This window comes from Desulfurivibrio dismutans (assembly GCF_029210385.1).
Classification (GTDB): domain Bacteria; phylum Desulfobacterota; class Desulfobulbia; order Desulfobulbales; family Desulfurivibrionaceae; genus Desulfurivibrio; species Desulfurivibrio dismutans.
On sequence record NZ_JARGDQ010000011.1, the window covers coordinates 16,635 to 32,561 of the forward strand.

14 protein-coding genes are annotated in these 15,927 nt (G+C 60.6%); 12 read left to right on the plus strand and 2 right to left on the minus strand.

Features of this window, described 5'->3' with window-relative positions:
* Positions 1-44: 44 nt before the first annotated feature.
* Positions 45-590 carry a choice-of-anchor V domain-containing protein gene (locus tag P0N66_RS11650; protein ID WP_275805596.1) on the minus strand — a complete coding sequence of 182 codons (546 nt, stop codon included), beginning with the start codon at positions 588-590 and terminating at the stop codon, positions 45-47.
* Between the two features lie 345 nt (positions 591-935).
* Here P0N66_RS11650 and mtaB point away from each other — a divergent pair, with 345 nt between their 5' ends.
* The 11 genes from mtaB (at position 936) to P0N66_RS11705 (ending at position 13,689) form a co-directional block, all read left to right on the plus strand.
* Complete coding sequence (gene mtaB, locus P0N66_RS11655) at positions 936-2,315, plus strand: tRNA (N(6)-L-threonylcarbamoyladenosine(37)-C(2))-methylthiotransferase MtaB (RefSeq protein WP_275805598.1); 1,380 nt, start codon at positions 936-938, stop codon at positions 2,313-2,315.
* A complete protein-coding gene (locus P0N66_RS11660; RefSeq protein WP_275805600.1) occupies positions 2,315-3,589 on the plus strand; it encodes a CinA family nicotinamide mononucleotide deamidase-related protein in 1,275 nt (424 codons plus the stop codon). The genes mtaB and P0N66_RS11660 overlap by 1 nt, the downstream gene beginning before the upstream one ends.
* Positions 3,582-4,697: a recombinase RecA gene (recA, locus tag P0N66_RS11665; RefSeq protein ID WP_275805602.1), complete on the plus strand. Its 1,116-nt coding sequence runs from the start codon at positions 3,582-3,584 to the stop codon at positions 4,695-4,697. The genes P0N66_RS11660 and recA overlap by 8 nt, the downstream gene beginning before the upstream one ends.
* Before the next feature lie 55 nt (positions 4,698-4,752).
* Positions 4,753-7,392 carry an alanine--tRNA ligase gene (gene alaS / locus P0N66_RS11670; protein ID WP_275805604.1) on the plus strand — a complete coding sequence of 880 codons (2,640 nt, stop codon included), beginning with the start codon at positions 4,753-4,755 and terminating at the stop codon, positions 7,390-7,392.
* 313 nt (positions 7,393-7,705) lie between these two features.
* Entirely contained in the window at positions 7,706-8,131 is a 426-nt protein-coding gene (locus tag P0N66_RS11675; protein ID WP_275805606.1) for a F0F1 ATP synthase subunit B, read from the plus strand.
* A complete protein-coding gene (locus tag P0N66_RS11680; protein WP_275805608.1) occupies positions 8,131-8,706 on the plus strand; it encodes a F0F1 ATP synthase subunit B in 576 nt (191 codons plus the stop codon). The genes P0N66_RS11675 and P0N66_RS11680 overlap by 1 nt, the downstream gene beginning before the upstream one ends.
* Positions 8,703-9,248 (plus strand): F0F1 ATP synthase subunit delta, encoded by a 546-nt coding sequence (locus P0N66_RS11685; RefSeq protein WP_275805610.1) that lies wholly within the window; start codon positions 8,703-8,705, stop codon positions 9,246-9,248. Before P0N66_RS11680 ends, P0N66_RS11685 begins: the two co-directional genes overlap by 4 nt.
* 3 nt (positions 9,249-9,251) lie before the next feature.
* A complete protein-coding gene (gene atpA / locus P0N66_RS11690; RefSeq protein WP_275805612.1) occupies positions 9,252-10,775 on the plus strand; it encodes a F0F1 ATP synthase subunit alpha in 1,524 nt (507 codons plus the stop codon).
* 39 nt (positions 10,776-10,814) lie between these two features.
* Positions 10,815-11,696, plus strand: a complete 882-nt coding sequence (gene atpG, locus P0N66_RS11695; RefSeq protein WP_275805614.1) for an ATP synthase F1 subunit gamma — start codon at positions 10,815-10,817, stop codon at positions 11,694-11,696.
* 59 nt (positions 11,697-11,755) lie between these two features.
* Positions 11,756-13,177, plus strand: coding sequence for a F0F1 ATP synthase subunit beta (atpD, locus tag P0N66_RS11700; protein ID WP_275805616.1), 1,422 nt, complete (start codon positions 11,756-11,758; stop codon positions 13,175-13,177).
* A 95-nt stretch (positions 13,178-13,272) separates the two neighbouring features.
* Complete coding sequence (locus tag P0N66_RS11705) at positions 13,273-13,689, plus strand: F0F1 ATP synthase subunit epsilon (RefSeq protein WP_275805618.1); 417 nt, start codon at positions 13,273-13,275, stop codon at positions 13,687-13,689.
* 150 nt (positions 13,690-13,839) lie between these two features.
* On the opposite strand, the gene P0N66_RS11710 is transcribed toward P0N66_RS11705, so the two are convergent.
* Positions 13,840-14,313 carry a chemotaxis protein CheX gene (locus tag P0N66_RS11710; RefSeq protein ID WP_275805620.1) on the minus strand — a complete coding sequence of 158 codons (474 nt, stop codon included), beginning with the start codon at positions 14,311-14,313 and terminating at the stop codon, positions 13,840-13,842.
* 187 nt (positions 14,314-14,500) lie between these two features.
* On the opposite strand from P0N66_RS11710, the gene P0N66_RS11715 reads away from it, so the two are divergent.
* Complete coding sequence (locus tag P0N66_RS11715; RefSeq protein ID WP_275805622.1) at positions 14,501-15,898, plus strand: NAD(P)-dependent oxidoreductase; 1,398 nt, start codon at positions 14,501-14,503, stop codon at positions 15,896-15,898.
* The last annotated feature ends 29 nt before the right edge of the window (positions 15,899-15,927 follow it).

Genomic DNA, 15,927 nt, shown 5'->3' on the forward strand with positions numbered 1-15,927 from the left:
CCTCCTCCCAATATGGATGCGGGTTATGTACGGACAGTAGTGGTTCAGCGGTCGGACTTCAGGGTGACCCCGGCTGCCCCGATCTCGTCGCCGATGGCGGAGTAGTCACCGTTAGCTGCCACCGCCATTACCGTAATGCTGACATCCGGCCCCGGCTCGGGCCGCCGCCAGAATTGCCACCAGGGTCCGGACTCGCCCGGCGCCTGCCAGGAAAAAGACCAGGAGCGGCGGTGGGAGCCTTCCAGGGTATGGGTGAGGATGCCGTCGACGATCTGGGTGTGGGTCCGATCCTCAATGATCATCGTTCCGCTGGAAGCCTGGATGGCAAAACCGCCCTGCTGTTCACCCAGGCTCTCCAGGGTGGAGTCCAGCTTCAGGGTAAAGGTGTAGGTTTGGCCGGGGCGGTAGGAATCAGGCAGGTTGCTGAGTTTGATCATCTCGGGCTGCATGGGCCCGGGATGGCAACTCATGCATTGAAAACTGGGGGCGCTGTTGGCGAAACCGTGGGCCGGTGGCGGCGCCTGCAGGGTCGCTCCCATGGCCACGGTGGCCGCCAGAGTGCAGGGTAAAAGCATTTTCTTGAGCATCATCCACCTCCTCTCCTTAAAACAGGGTGTTTTTGTGGGGAAAGTACCGGCAGCCGGCATTTTCCCGGGGTCGGCGGTCCGCTGAGGGACCGGATTTGCTGTTTGTAATCAGTTGTCCCGACTTGCGGATGGAGCAGCCTAAAATCATCTTTATTCTGGCAAGATGGCTTAAACCTGCGACGTCTGGAGTTGTACCACATGCCATGTAAAGTTGAGGTAAATGAATTACAAAAAAACAATTGACTCCAGCGGTGGGCGTTGCCCGCTGCCGGTGGGCTTTGACGTCGCCGCCGCCGTCCCGCCGGTCATGCTTTTGCGTTGCAAATAGCGCCGGAAACGGTTATTTCCATGGCCATGGTCGGGCAACAGTCAAAAGGTAAAAAACGGGTGGCGGTGACGACCCTGGGGTGCAAGGTCAACCAGTATGAATCCGCCGCTTTTCTCTCTGAGCTGGCTGGTCGGGAAGAGGTGGAAATCGTTCCTTTCACCGAGGCCGCCGAGGTTTATGTGATCAACACCTGCGCGGTAACCGCCCGGGCCGGCGCCCAGTCCCGCCAGTTGATCCGCCGGGCCGCCCGGCAGCGCGGCAGCCGCCTGGTGGTCACGGGCTGCTACGCCCAAGTGGCCCCCCAGGAGGTGCTGGAGCTCACCAGTCATCCCCTGTGCATCGTCGGCAACAGCCACAAAAATCAAGTTACCGAGGCGGTGTTGGCGGCGGCGCCCTGCGATCTGGAGATGTACCTGGCCGACATGGCCGCGTGCCGGGAGGTGGCGCCCCTGCTGGTCCGCGGACCCGGGTCGCGGACCCGGGCGGTACTGAAGGTGCAGGACGGTTGCAGTCAGCGCTGTTCATATTGTATTGTGCCGATCAGCCGGGGACCCAGCCGCAGTGTGGTGCCGGAATTGGTTTTGGAGCAGGCGGAGGTCTACGCCGAACATGGTTATCGGGAGGTTGTGCTCACCGGCATTCATCTGGGCCATTACGGTTTCGATCTGCAGCCGACCCGGTCCCTGGTCGGCCTGCTTGAAAAACTGCTGGCCCGGCGGCTGCCGCTGCACTATCGTTTGAGTTCGTTGGAGTCCCGGGAGGTCACCCCCGAGTTGCTGGAGTTGATGGCCGCCGAGGAGAGCCTGCAGCCCCACTTGCATATCCCTTTGCAAAGCGGTGATGATCGGATTCTGGCGGCCATGAACCGGCCCTACCGACGGCATGATTTTGCCGCCGTGATCCGCCGCTGCGCCCAGGTGCTGCCCGCCGCCGCCATCGGGGTCGACGTGCTGGCCGGTTTTCCCGGCGAAGATGACGAGGCTTTCCACAACACTCTGGCTTTGCTGACCGAGCTGCCGGTGAGCTATCTCCATGTTTTCCCTTATTCGCCGAGGCCCGGCACCCCGGCGGCCAAGCTGCCGGAGCAGGTGCCGGAGAAGGTGAAGCAGCGCCGGACGGCCAGGCTGCGGGCCCTGGACCGGCAGAAAAGGGCGGAGTTTTACCGCCGCCACTTGGGTAGCGTGCGGCCGGTGCTGGTGGAGGGTGGTGATAAGGATAATGCGGCCGGCCGGCGGGGGTTCACCGACAATTACGTGCCGGTGCTGCTGCCCCCCGGGGCGGCGGAGAGCAACCGAATTATCCGGGTGCGCCTGGCGGAACTGGCCGAGGACGGGGTGCGAGCCGTGCCGGTGGTCGAGGGCAACGAAGAAAATGGCGGCAGTGGAGCGGGGGTGGCCTGATGCGGGGGGAGATAATCGCCATCGGAGATGAACTGACCACCGGCCGGATTCTCAACTCCACCAGTTGCTTCGCCGCCGGCCGGCTGTTTGCCGCCGGTTACGAGGTGCCAGTGCTGACCACCATCAGCGACGACCTGGAACTGATCAGCGAAAACCTGCTCCAGGCCTTGGCCCGTTCCGATTTTGTCATCGTCACCGGCGGTTTGGGCACCACCAGCGATGATCTGACCAACGAAGCGGTTTCCGCCGCCCTGGCCCGACCGACTACCTTTTATCCGGAAATTCTGCGTAAAATTCAAGCCCACAGCGAACATCTCTCGCCCCGGGCCCGGGCCTCGCTGGAAAAACTGGCCTGGTTGCCCGACGGCGCCCACGCCCTGCACAGCGAGGCCAAAAGCGCGGGCTATTTTCTGGTCCACGAAGGCAAACCGGTGTTTTTTCTGCCCGGGGTCCCCCACGAGATGCGGGAGTTGATGGTGGAAGCGGTACTGCCCCGCTTGACGGTCTGGGACGGCAAACCGGCCCGGCGGGTGAGGCAGCGGGTGTACCGGGTCAGCGGCCCCGGCGAGGCGGAAATCAACCAGCGGCTGGCCGATTTGGAAGACCGTGACGAGCGGGTCAGGATCGGCTATTATCCGGTTTCCCCCGAGGTCCAGGTCAGCCTGACGATCTCAGCCGGCAGTCGGGCTGAAGCCGATAAACTGCTGGCCGATTTTGACCGCGAGATCAAACGGCGGTTGGGGCATGATATCTACGGCCTGGATGAAGACAGCCTCGAAGAGGTGGTGGGGAAGCTTTGCCGGGAGCGGGGCTTACGCCTGGCAGTGGCCGAATCCTGTTCCGGGGGCCTGATCGCCGCTGCCATTACCCGGGTGCCCGGCTCGTCGGACTATTTTGTGGGCGGGGTGGTGGCTTACAGCAATGAACTCAAGGAGAAGCTGCTGGGCGTAGCCGGCGGCACCCTTACCGCCCAGGGGGCGGTAAGCGGGGCGGTGGCCAAAGAGATGGCCTCCGGGATCCGCCGACTGACCGGCGCTGACCTGGCCCTCTCCGTCACCGGCATTGCCGGCCCCGGTGGCGGCAGTGATGAGAAGCCGGTGGGTACCGTTTATGTCGGCCTGGCCACGGCCAGTGGCGTCCGGGCCGAACTTTTCACCTTAACCGGCAAGCGCGGCCAGATTCAGGAAACCACCGCCCATCGGGCATTGGACCTGCTGCGCCGCCAGCTTTTACCGACCGAAGACAGCAGACCAAAAGGAGAAGGACATGGCTAACGTGGCAGTGGAAAATAAGGGAAAAACCCTGGACAGCGCCATTTTTCAGATTCAGAAGCAGTTCGGCAAAGGCTCCATCATGCGTTTGGGGGCCGATGAACGGGTGGCGGTGCCGGCCATTTCAACCGGCATCTTGAGCCTTGATATCGCCACCGGCATCGGCGGTATTCCCGGCGGCCGGATCACCGAAATATACGGCCCGGAGTCGTCGGGCAAGACCACCCTGGCCCTGCAGATCATCGCCGCGGCCCAGCGCCAGGGGGGGGCGGTGGCCTTTATCGACGCCGAGCACGCCCTGGACGTGACCTATGCCGAGCGGCTGGGGGTCAACGCCGATGATTTGTTGATCAGCCAGCCCGACTATGGCGAGCAGGCCCTGGAGATTACCGAAATCCTGATTCGCAGCGGGGCGATGGACGTCATCGTGGTGGACTCGGTGGCGGCCCTGACTCCCAAGGCGGAAATCGACGGCAATATTGGCGACTCGCATATGGGCCTGCAGGCGCGGCTGATGTCCCAGACCATGCGTAAACTGGCGGCGATTCTGCAGCGGACCAATACCGCCATCATCTTCATCAACCAGATCCGCATGAAGATCGGGGTGATGTTCGGCAACCCGGAGACCACCACCGGCGGTAATGCGCTGAAGTTCTACAGCTCCATGCGCATCGATATCCGCCGCATGGCGGCGATCAAGGACGGTGAGGAGGTGATCGGCAACCGGGTTAAGGCCAAACTGGTGAAAAACAAGGTGGCCCCGCCTTTCAAGGTGGCCGAGTTCGACATCATCTTCGGCGAGGGCTCTTCCCGGGAGGGCGATCTGCTGGACCTGGCGGTTAACCAGAATATTATCGACAAAAGCGGCGCCTGGTACTCCTACAACGGCGAGCGCATCGGCCAGGGGCGGGAGAACTCCAAGCAGTTCATGCGGGAACACCCGGAGATGACCGACGAAATCGAGCGCAAGGTGCGCCTGGGGTTTGGGTTGCCCATGCCCGGTGAAAGCCGGGATCAAGCGACCGGCGAGGCAGCAGCGGCCGGCGACGGTTCCGAGGCTGCCGCTCCCGGCAAAGCCGTCAAGGCCGTTAAAAACACCAAAGCGGAATAAGCCGGTTTTTGCGAAGCCATCACATATCAATGAACTTTTGATCGGTATTAATTAAATGAACGGCAACCAAATCCGGGAAAAATTCCTGCAATATTTTACCCAGCGGGGCCATACCCTGGTGGAAAGCTCGCCGCTGGTTCCCCACGACGATCCCACCCTGCTTTTCACCAACGCCGGGATGGTCCAGTTTAAAAAGGTGTTTACCGGCGAGGAAAAACATGATTATTCCCGGGCTGTTACCTGCCAGCGCTGCGTGCGGGCCGGCGGCAAACACAACGACCTGGACAATGTCGGTTACACCGCCCGCCACCACACATTTTTTGAAATGCTGGGCAATTTTTCCTTTGGCGACTATTTCAAGGAAGAGGCCATCCGCCTGGCCTGGGACTTCCTCACCAAGGAGATCGGGTTGCCGCCGGCAAAGCTCTGGGTGTCGGTTTACCAGGAAGACGACGAGGCCTACCGGATCTGGGAGCAGGTCGAGGATCTGCCGCCGGGGCGGATCGTTCGTCTGGGCGAGAAAGACAACTTCTGGGCCATGGGCGACACCGGCCCCTGCGGGCCGTGCTCGGAAATCCATATCGACCAGGGCGAGGCGGTCCCCTGCCACGAAGACAACTGTGGGGTGGACTGCGACTGCGACCGCTTCCTCGAGATCTGGAACCTGGTTTTTATGCAGTACGAGCGGGACAGCCAGGGTAACCTCACCCCCCTGCCCAAGCCCAGCATCGACACCGGCATGGGGCTGGAGCGGGTCGCCGCCGTGGCCCAAGGCAAGTTCAACAACTACGATTCCGACCTTTTTCAGCCCATCATCCAGCGCACCTGCGCCCTGGCCGGGGTGACCTACGGGGAAAATGCCCGTACCGATACGGCCCTGCGGGTGATCGCCGATCATGCCCGGGCCACCACCTTTCTGGTGGCCGACGGAGTGTTGCCTTCCAACGAGGGGCGGGGTTATGTGCTGCGACGGATCATGCGCCGGGCGGTGCGTTTCGGACGGACCATGGGGTTGACCGAGCCTTTCCTGGGCGTGGTTTGCGCCGAAGTGGCCGAGAGCATGGGTCAGGCCTGGACCCATCTGGGTGAAAGCCGGGAACTGCTGGCCAAGGTGGTCCGCCATGAAGAAGAACGTTTCCTGGAAACCCTGGATCACGGCCTCGGGTTGCTGGCCGGTGAAATTGAGCGCCTGCAGGGTGAAGGGATTAAAACCATCACCGGCGATTTTATTTTCAAGCTTTACGATACCTACGGGTTTCCGGTGGACATCGCTAAAGATGTGGCCCAGGAAGAGGGACTGAGCGCCGATGAAGAAGGTTTTGCCGCCGCCATGGCCCGCCAGCGGGAGCAGTCCCGCAAGTCCTGGAAGGGTGGAGGCCTGGGCGAGTTGGGATCTGGCATTAGAGAACTGCTGGAGCGTGGGGTGCGGAGCAAGTTTGTCGGTTATGAAACCCGGCGGCACCACGCTTCACTGCTGGCCGTGCTCGACGAACAGGGTGAGCTTCTCGATGAAGCCGGGGGCGGCAATTTAGTAAGCCTGGTCTGCGATGAAACTCCTTTTTACGCCGAAGCCGGCGGCCAGGTGGGCGACTGGGGAGAAATCGCCGGGGTCCACGGCCGGGCCAGGGTGCTCAATACCCTTAAGGTTGGCGATCAACTGGTGGTGCACCAGGCCGAAGTGGTTGACGGCGCCCTGAAGGCCGGAGAGGAGGTTCTGTTGGCGGTGGCGGAAGGCCGCCGCCGCCGGATCGCCGCCCATCATACCGCCACCCATCTGCTGCATGCTGCTCTGCGCCGGATCCTGGGGGAGCACGTCAAGCAGGCCGGTTCCCTGGTGGATGCCGAGCGCCTGCGTTTTGATTTTACCCATTTCTCTCCTCTGAGCCGGGAGGAGATCCGCCGGTTGGAAGAACTGGTCAACGAAGAGATTCGGGCCAACACCCGCCTGGAAGTGGCCAATCTGGCCCGGGAAGAGGCCCTGCAAAGCGGCGCTGCCGCCCTGTTCGGCGAGAAATACGGCGACACGGTGCGGGTGGTGGCGGTGGGGGATTTCAGCAAGGAACTCTGCGGCGGCACCCATGTGGGCGCCACCGGTGAGATCGGCCTGTTTAAAATTATTTCTGAAAGTGGTATTGCTGCCTCCACCCGCCGGATTGAAGGCTGCTGCGGTGGGCCGGCCCTGGCCCAGGTCCATGCCCTGGAAGAGGAGGTGCAGCAGTGGGCCGCCCGGCTGAAAACCACCCCGGTCGAACTGGGGGGGCGGCTCGATAAACTGCTGAACCGCCAGAAAGAGCTGGAGCGTAAACTGGCTGAACTGGCGGCGCTGGCCTCCCGCTTCGATGCTGAATCGGTCCTCAGGCTGGCCGCGGAAGTCAACGGCATCAAGGTGGCAACCTGCCGGGTGGAGGCCGATTCGGTCAAGACCCTGCGCGAGGCCGGCGATAAACTGCGGGATAAAATGGGCAGCGGCATTGCGGTGCTGGCCGCTGAACCGGAGGGCAAGGTCAGCCTGCTGGCTCTGGTCAGCAAAGATTTGACCGCCCGTTACCGGGCCGGCGATATTGTCAAGCAGGTGGCCCAACTGGTGGGGGGCAGCGGCGGCGGTCGGCCAGACATGGCCCAGGCCGGCGGCGGCAACCCGGAAAAAATCGACGCCGCCCTGGCCGCGGTGCCGGGCATTGTGGCCGAGCTGTAAGTTTTGCGGCGCCGACAACTTTGATAATCTCGCAAAAACCAGCCAAACGTGTTGGTCGGCAACGTGAAAACGAGCAGCACGCAAAGCGTGCCCAGTCGGCGCCGCGGCTTTTTGCGGCGCCGACAACTTTAGGTGGGCTGTAAAAAAAGTCTATAAAAATAATATTGACAGGGTTTTTTTAATGGATTAGAACGCCAATTTGTTTGTGAATGACCATTCATTTTCAAGCGTGGAATGGACCCGGCGCGAATAAAGGGGTCAACCCCCCTTGCGGTCGCGCTTTACCGACAGTCAGTGAAGAGGAGCCAGCCATATGATCACCATAGACATGACCATGCCGCTGCATTTAATCAGCATTCTGCTGTTGGCCGTCATCCTCAATATCATTCTCTACCGCCCCATCCGCAATATCCTCGAACAGCGCCAGGCAAAAATCTCCGCGCTCAACGTCGATATTGAAAAATTTGAAAAAAACCGGCAGCAGCGCCTGGAGGAGTTTGAGCGCAAGCTCCAGGAAGCCCGCAGTAAAGCCAAGGGTGAATTTGAGGCGTTGAAGAGCGCCACCCAGGCTGAAAGCAGCGAAAACCTGGCTGCTTTGCGCAGTGAAGTGGAAGGCGCCAAAGCCGGTCAACTCAAGGAAATCGAAAGTCAGTTCGCCACCGCCCGCCAGGAACTGCAGGGCCAGGTAAGTGCCTTTGCCGGTGCGATGGCGGCCAAGGTTCTGGGGAGGGCTCTGTAATGCGACAACTGAAAGCTAAACACGGGGTGGCGTTGCTGGCGGCGGGACTGTTGATGGTCGCCGCGACCTCGGCTCAGGCGGCGGATATTGGCCCGGAGAAGGTCTGGGATCTTTTTTATCGGGTGCTCAACTTTGCCGTGCTGATGTTCATCCTGGTTTATTTCCTCAAAAAGCCCATCGTCAATTTTTTCGGCAACCGGCGGGAGTCGATACGGGCAGAGTTCGAGGAGTTGGAGGCTAAGCGGCAGGAAGTGGAGCAGGCTTATAAGGAAAGTGAGGCCAAGATGGCCGCCTTGGAAGGCTCGGCCCAAGAGATCGTGGCCGAAGCGGTGCGCCAGGGTGAAGCCGAGCGGGAGCGCATTCTGGCCGAAGCCGAGCGGGCGGCGGAAAATATGAAGCGCCAGGCGGAAATGGCGGTCCAGCATGAACTGGCGGTGACCACCGCCCGGTTGCGGGCCGATATTTCCGAGGAAGCCGCTAAGGCGGCGGAAGAGCTGGTGCGCAAAAACCTGCAGCCGGCCGATGAAGAACGGATGATTGCCGGCAGTCTTGACCGGGTGGGAGGTGTCCAGTGAAAAATACCGTGCTGGCCAAACGTTACGCCAAGGCTCTCTTCGCCGTAGGTAAGGAAGACGGGGCCTTTGCCGACTATGCCAAACTGCTCAACGAGCTGAGCGAACTTTACACCGGGCTGCCCGAAGTGCCCGACGCCCTGACCAACCCCCTTTACCCCGAGGATGTCCGTCTCAAGGTAATGGAGAGTCTGGCCCGAGCCCTGCAGGCGCCGCCGGTGATGGTTAACTTCTGCAAACTGCTGGTGGAGAAAAATCGGGCCGGTATCCTGCCCGAAATCGCCCAAGTCTACCAGGAGATGCTGGACCAGGAAAACAACGTTGTACGGGGCATGGTGACGTCCGCCACCGAGCTGCCCCCGGAAGTGAACGCCAAGATTAAGGCGACCATGGAAAAACTCACCGGCAAGCAGGTCGAGCTAGGCAACAGGATCGACCCGGCCATCATCGGCGGGATGGTGGCCAAAGTGGGTGATTTGGTGCTTGATGGCAGCATTAAGTCGCAACTTGCAGGGTTAAAGGAATCGATCAAGGGGAGAGAATAAACGATGCAGATCAAAGCCGAAGAAATCAGCCAGATTATCAAGGGTCAGATCCAAGACTATGAAGCCAAGGTCGACCTGAGTGAAACCGGGACCGTGCTCTCGGTGGGTGACGGTATCGCCCGTGTGTACGGGGTGGAAAACTGCATGGCCATGGAGCTGCTGGAGTTCCCTGGTAACATCCTGGGGGTGGCTCTTAACCTGGAGCAGGATAACGTCGGTTGTGCCGTCCTCGGTGATGTTCGCCACATCAAGGAAGGCGACATTGTCAAGCGTACCGGTCGGATCGCCGAGGTACCGGTGGGCCCCGAGATGCTGGGCCGGGTGGTGGACGGGGTGGGCAGCCCCATCGACGGTCAGGGTCCCATTACCGCTAAGGAAACCCGTAAGATCGAGGTGGTGGCCCCCGGCGTTATCGCCCGTAAGTCGGTCCACGAGCCCTGCTACACCGGATCTAAAGCGGTGGACGCCATGACGCCGGTGGGCCGGGGCCAGCGTGAGCTGGTCATCGGTGATCGCCAGATCGGTAAAACCGCCCTTTGCGTCGACGCCATCCTGGCCCAGAAAGAAACCGACATGCATTGCGTGTACGTGGCCATCGGCCAGAAGAAATCCACCGTCGCCTTGGTAGTCGAGATTCTGCGCCAGCACGGGGCCATGGAGTACACCACCGTGGTGGCCGCCTGTGCTTCCGATCCGGCGCCGATGCAGTACATCTCGGCCTTCGCCGGAACCTCCATGGGCGAATATTTCCGGGATAACGGCAAGCATGCCCTGATCATTTACGACGACCTTTCCAAGCAGGCGGTGGCCTATCGCGAACTGTCGCTGCTGTTGCGGCGGCCGCCGGGACGTGAGGCCTTCCCCGGCGACATCTTCTTTAACCACTCCCGGCTGCTTGAGCGTTCCTCCAAGCTGAACGACGAGCTCGGTGCCGGTTCGCTTACCGCCCTGCCGATTATTGAAACCCAGGCCGGTGACGTTTCCGCCTACATCCCCACCAACGTAATCTCCATTACCGACGGTCAGGTGTACCTGGAACCCAACCTGTTCTTTGCCGGGGTGCGGCCGGCCATCAACGTCGGCCTTTCGGTTTCCCGGGTTGGTGGTGCGGCCCAGGTCAAGGCCATGAAACAGGTGGCCGGCACTCTGCGCCTGGATCTGGCGCAGTATCGGGAACTGGCGGCTTTTGCCGGTTTCGGTTCCGATCTCGACGCCGCCACCCAGGCCCAGCTTACCCGCGGCGCCCGGCTGGTGGAGATCCTTAAACAGCCCCAGTACCAGCCGCTGCCCATGGAAAAACAGGTTGCCATCATCTTTGCCGGTACCAAGGGCTATCTCGACAAACTGCCCTTGGAGTCCGTGGCCGACTACGAGGCCCAGCTTTTTGACTACATCGAAAAGAACGATCCCACCGTGTTCGATGACCTCAAGAGCAAGCAGGAAATCGACAGCGACCTCGAGGCTAAGATGCGCAAGGCCCTGGATGCCTTCGGCGAATCCTTCCAGGCCGCACTGGGTGTGAAGTAAATCCATCACGATTAAGAGCCGGTTCAAGGAGGGGCTTTTATGCCTAGCCTGAAAGACGTAAAGAGTAAGATCGGAGGGGTAAAAAAGACCTCTCAGATTACCCGGGCGATGAATATGGTGGCGGCGGCTAAACTCCGCGGCGCCCAGACCCGGATGGAGGACTTCCGCCCATACGCCGAACAGTTCAACACCGCCATGCGTAACCTGTCCGCCGGTACCGGCGGCGCCAACTTCCCGCTGATGGAGGTGCGTGAGGTTCGGGCTGTGGAACTGGTGGTGGTCACCTCGGATCGCGGTCTGTGCGGCAGTTTTAACAGCAACATTTTGCGTATGGCGGAAAAAACCATAGCCCGCCTGGAGGGTGAGGGCAAAAAGGTCAGCTTGGTTTGCGTGGGCAAGAAGTCCCGTAACCATTTCCGGCGCTCGGGCAAAGTCCGCCAGAGTTACCCGGATATCATGGGCACCTTTCAAATGTTCAACGCCCGCACCATCGCCCAGGATACCGCCGGTAATTTCCTCAGCGGCGAGTGCGACGAAGTGCGGGTAATTTACGGCCGTTTTCACAGTGTGGGGGTGCAGAAGCCGGAACAGTTCGAACTGTTGCCGGTCAAGCCCCCGGCAAGCACCGGCGAGGATGCCGGCGGTCAGGCCGCCAGCCAGGCGGTCTATATCTACGAACCCAGCCAGGAAGAGATCATGGAGGTGCTGTTGCCCATGTATCTTAACGTCATGGTCTACCATGCCATGCTGGAGGTCAGCGCCAGCGAACACGCCGCCCGCATGACCGCCATGGATAACGCTACCAGGGCCTGCAACGACATGATCGACAACCTTACCCTGGTTTATAACAAAACCCGCCAGGCCGGAATTACCGGTGAGCTGATGGACATCGTCGGCGGCGCCGAGGCCCTTAAAGGTTAATAACCAACAGTGTCGAAAGTTTCATTGCGAATGAAAAATATTATCAGGAGGCTTGTCAGATGAGCGAAGTTAACACGGGAAAGGTAATTCAGGTCATCGGACCGGTAGTTGACGTAGAGTTTGAACCGGGCAAGCTTCCGGAAATCATGAACGCCCTGCTGGTCAGCAACAAAGGGATCAGCGATGAGGAAGACAACCTGGTCGTCGAGGTGGCCCAGCACCTGGGGAACAATGTGGTCCGCTGCGTAGCCATGGACGGCACCGATGGTCTGGTGCGTGGCCAGGCGGCCAAGGACAGTGGCAAACCCATCGAGATTCCTTGCGGTAAGCCGGCCCTGGGGCGGATCATGAATGTGGTGGGCCGCTCGGTGGACGGCATGGGCGCCATCACCTCCGACAAGATGCGGCCCATTCATAAGCCGGCTCCGGCCTTCACCGAGCAGGATACCGAGGTGCACGTGCTGGAAACCGGCATCAAGGTCATCGACCTGCTGGTTCCTTTCCCCCGGGGCGGCAAGATGGGGCTGTTCGGCGGCGCCGGCTGCGGTAAGACCGTTATCATGATGGAGATGGTCAACAACATCGCCATGCACCATGGCGGCATTTCGGTTTTCTGCGGGGTGGGCGAGCGGACCCGTGAGGGGAACGACCTCTACCATGAAATGAAGGAATCCGGCGTTCTCCCCAAGGCTGCCCTGGTTTACGGCCAGATGACCGAGCCCCCGGGTGCCCGGAGCCGGGTGGCCCTGACCGGTCTGTCCGCCGCCGAGTATTTCCGTGATGAGGAAGGGCAGGACGTACTGTTCTTCGTCGATAACATCTTCCGCTTCACCCAGGCCGGTTCCGAGGTTTCGGCGCTGCTGGGCCGCATTCCTTCGGCGGTGGGTTATCAGCCCACCCTGGGCACCGACCTTGGTGGACTGCAGGAACGGATTACTTCAACTAACAAGGGCTCCATCACCGCCGTCCAGTGTGTATACGTACCGGCCGACGACCTCACCGACCCGGCCCCGGCCACCACCTTCGCCCATCTCGACGGTACCGTGGTGCTCTCCCGTCAGATCGCCGAGCTTGGCATCTACCCGGCGGTGGATCCCCTGGACTCCACCTCCCGCATCCTCGACCCCAACGTGCTGGGTGAAGAGCACTACCAGGTGGCCCGCGGAGCCCAGGTTACCCTGCAGAAGTACAAGGACCTGCAGGATATCATCGCCATCCTCGGGATGGACGAGCTTTCCGAAGAGGATCAGCTCACCGTGGCCCGGGCCCGGAAGATTCAGCGTTTTCTCTCTCAGCCCTTCACCGTGGCTGAGACTTTCACCGGGATGCCCGGCAAATTCGTGAAAGTGGAAGAGACCATCCGCGGCTTCAAGGAAATTCTCGAAGGCAAGCACGACGACCTGCCCGAGGGGGCCTTCTACATGGTCGGCGGCATCGACGAAGCGGTGGAAAAGGCCAACAAGGAGAAGGCCCAGGCCTGAGACCAGCTGCGCCTCAGGCGGGATAAGCGCCGGAGCCCGGTCGGCACACAACAAATAGGCTGCGCAAACCAAGTATAGCAGGCGAGGAAAAGTACATGGCGACACAGATCCAACTGGAAGTGGTGACCCCCAAAGGCGCGGTAATCAGCGAGCAGGTGGACATGGTTACCGCTCCCGGTTATGCCGGGGTATTCGGGGTACTGGCCAACCATGCCCCGCTGCTCAGCACCATAAAGATCGGCACCTTGGTTTATAAAAAAGATGGGCAGGATGCAGTGCTCATGATCAGTGGCGGTTTTTGTGAGGTATCCAACAACAAGGTAACCATCTTGGTTGAAAGCGCCGAAAAGGGCGCCCAGATCGATACCGAACGGGCATTGCGGGCCAAGGAGCGCGCCGAAAGGCGTTTGGCCGAGGCCACCGCCCAACAAGAGAGGATTGATCGGGCCCGGGCCGAGGCTGCCCTGCAGAGGGCCCTGGCCAGACTCAAGGCCGCAGGTAAGCTGTCCTGAGCGAGTGGTCCTACAGAAAAGATTAAGCCGTCCCGGTTATACACCAGGGCGGCTTTTTTGTGGACTTGTCATGGCGGCCAGCAGTATCAAGGTAGCTTTCACCGGCGTAGCATGCCAGCCATCGGCCAATGGCCAGGCGTTCAACCCTACCTAGTTCTTCGGGCTGAGGTTGGCCTCGACCACGAAGCTGCCGTCGGCGGTTTCAAAGGGAATAACCACCGTCGGGTCGCTGGAGTAATTGGAGATCTCAACCCCTTTGCCCACCACCATGGTGGGCGTGGCCAGGTCGAACTTGTGGTTGATCTTGGCCAGTTCCGCCTTGGCTCCGCCACAGATCATATTGGTTATCTCGCCCACCGCGTCCACCACCTCGTCGTCGATTTTGCTTTTGGGCGGTTCCATCAGCATGTTGGCGACGATCTGGAGTATGGCCTGGCCGGTAAAACTGACGATCATGGAGCCGCTGATGGTTTCCGAACTCATCCCGATCACCCCGGTGACCTCGCCGTAAGCGCTGCGATTTTTCTTGACGTGCGGAGCCCCGGCCTTGACTTTGGTCTGGGCCATGGTCTCTATGACATTTTTGGTGGCCTTAAGAAAAGGGTTGATCAACTCGGCTTTCATAATTAAAAAACTCCATCGGAGAATGTGGAAGGCGTTTACCAACTGCTTAAATTGGTCGGGCGTGGCTGTTTTGTCAAGTATTTTTAACGAGAAACTGCGTTAATAACGGATCAGTCTCCGGGCCGGCCCCGGAGGTGAGGCTGACCGACAATTTTTATTTAACCCATATCTGGAGGGAAGCAATACAATGGATGCAAAGCAGCGGATGGCAATTCCTCGCCAGCAACCCAGGGAGTTGCCGGTGTCTGAACGGATCAATAATTTTGACGAAGTGGTATTTGGCTATGATGATGAAATGGCCTGCCGCGAAGCCGAGCGATGTCTGCAGTGCAAGAAGCCCAAGTGCCGGGAAGGCTGCCCCATCCACAACGATATCCCCGGTTTTGTCCGTATGATTCGCGAGGGCAGGATTGAAGAGGCCTACTGGCTGGACCGCCAGACCAACACTCTGCCGGCGATCTGCTCTCGGGTGTGCCCCCACGAATTCCAATGTGAAGGTCACTGCGTGTTGGGGAAAAAGGGGGATCCGGTGGCCATCGGCATGCTGGAACGATATATCGTCGACTGGATGGTCAGCCACGGCAAAAACATGTTGCAGCCCTGCGCCCTGCCCAACGGCCGCAAGGTGGCCATTGTCGGTTCCGGGCCAGCCGGCATGTCGGTGGCCCACTACCTGGCCAAGGAAGGTTATGCCTGTACCATTTTCGAAAGCCTGCCGCTCAACGGCGGTATGCTCACCGTGGGCATTCCCCCGTATCGACTCCCCCGTGCCGTAATCGCTGCCGAATTTGAGGCGTTGCGCAACTGCGGGGTGGAAGTGATCTCCGGGGTGACCATCGGCCAGGATAAAACCCTGGCCGACCTGAAGGACGAGGGCTTTGAGGCGATCTTTCTGGGGCCGGGCGCCCATGTCAGCCGCAAGCTGGGGGTGGATGGCGAAGAGGTGGAAGGGGTGATCCACGGGGTGGATTACCTGCGTCGGGTCAACCTGGGCGAAAACCTCAACCTGGGTGAAAACGTGGTGGTGGTTGGCGGCGGTAACGTGGCCATCGACTGTGCCCGGACCGCTTTGCGGACCGGCTCCAAAAACGTCTTCATCCTCTATCGCCGCGGCCGGGATGAGATGCCGGCCTCCAGGGCCGAGATACATCACCTGGAGGAAGAGGGGGTAAGAATTGAAACCCTGGCTGCGCCGGTCAAGGTGCACGGGGAAAACGGCCGCTTAAAGAGCATCGAGTGCATCCGCATGCAGCTTGGCGCCTGCGACGCATCCGGCCGTTGCCGCCCCGAACCGGTGGAGGGCAGCAATTTTACCATCGATGCCGACGCGGTGATCCCGGCCATCAGCCAGGATGTCGACGTCACCGCCGGCCGCGGCCTGGACCTGGCGCTGAGCCGCTGGGGCACCTTCGAGGTGGACGAGGTAACCCTGCAGACCACGGTACCCTGGGTTTTCGCCGCCGGCGACGCGGTCCTGGGCCCCCAGACCGTGGCCAAGGCCGTCTTCCAGGCCAAGGAAGCCGCCGAATCAATCCACCGCCTGCTCCAGGGCAAGGACCTCAAACAAGGCCGCATCACCACGTAAACGTCCAGCAGCACCGCAGGTTCGGGCGA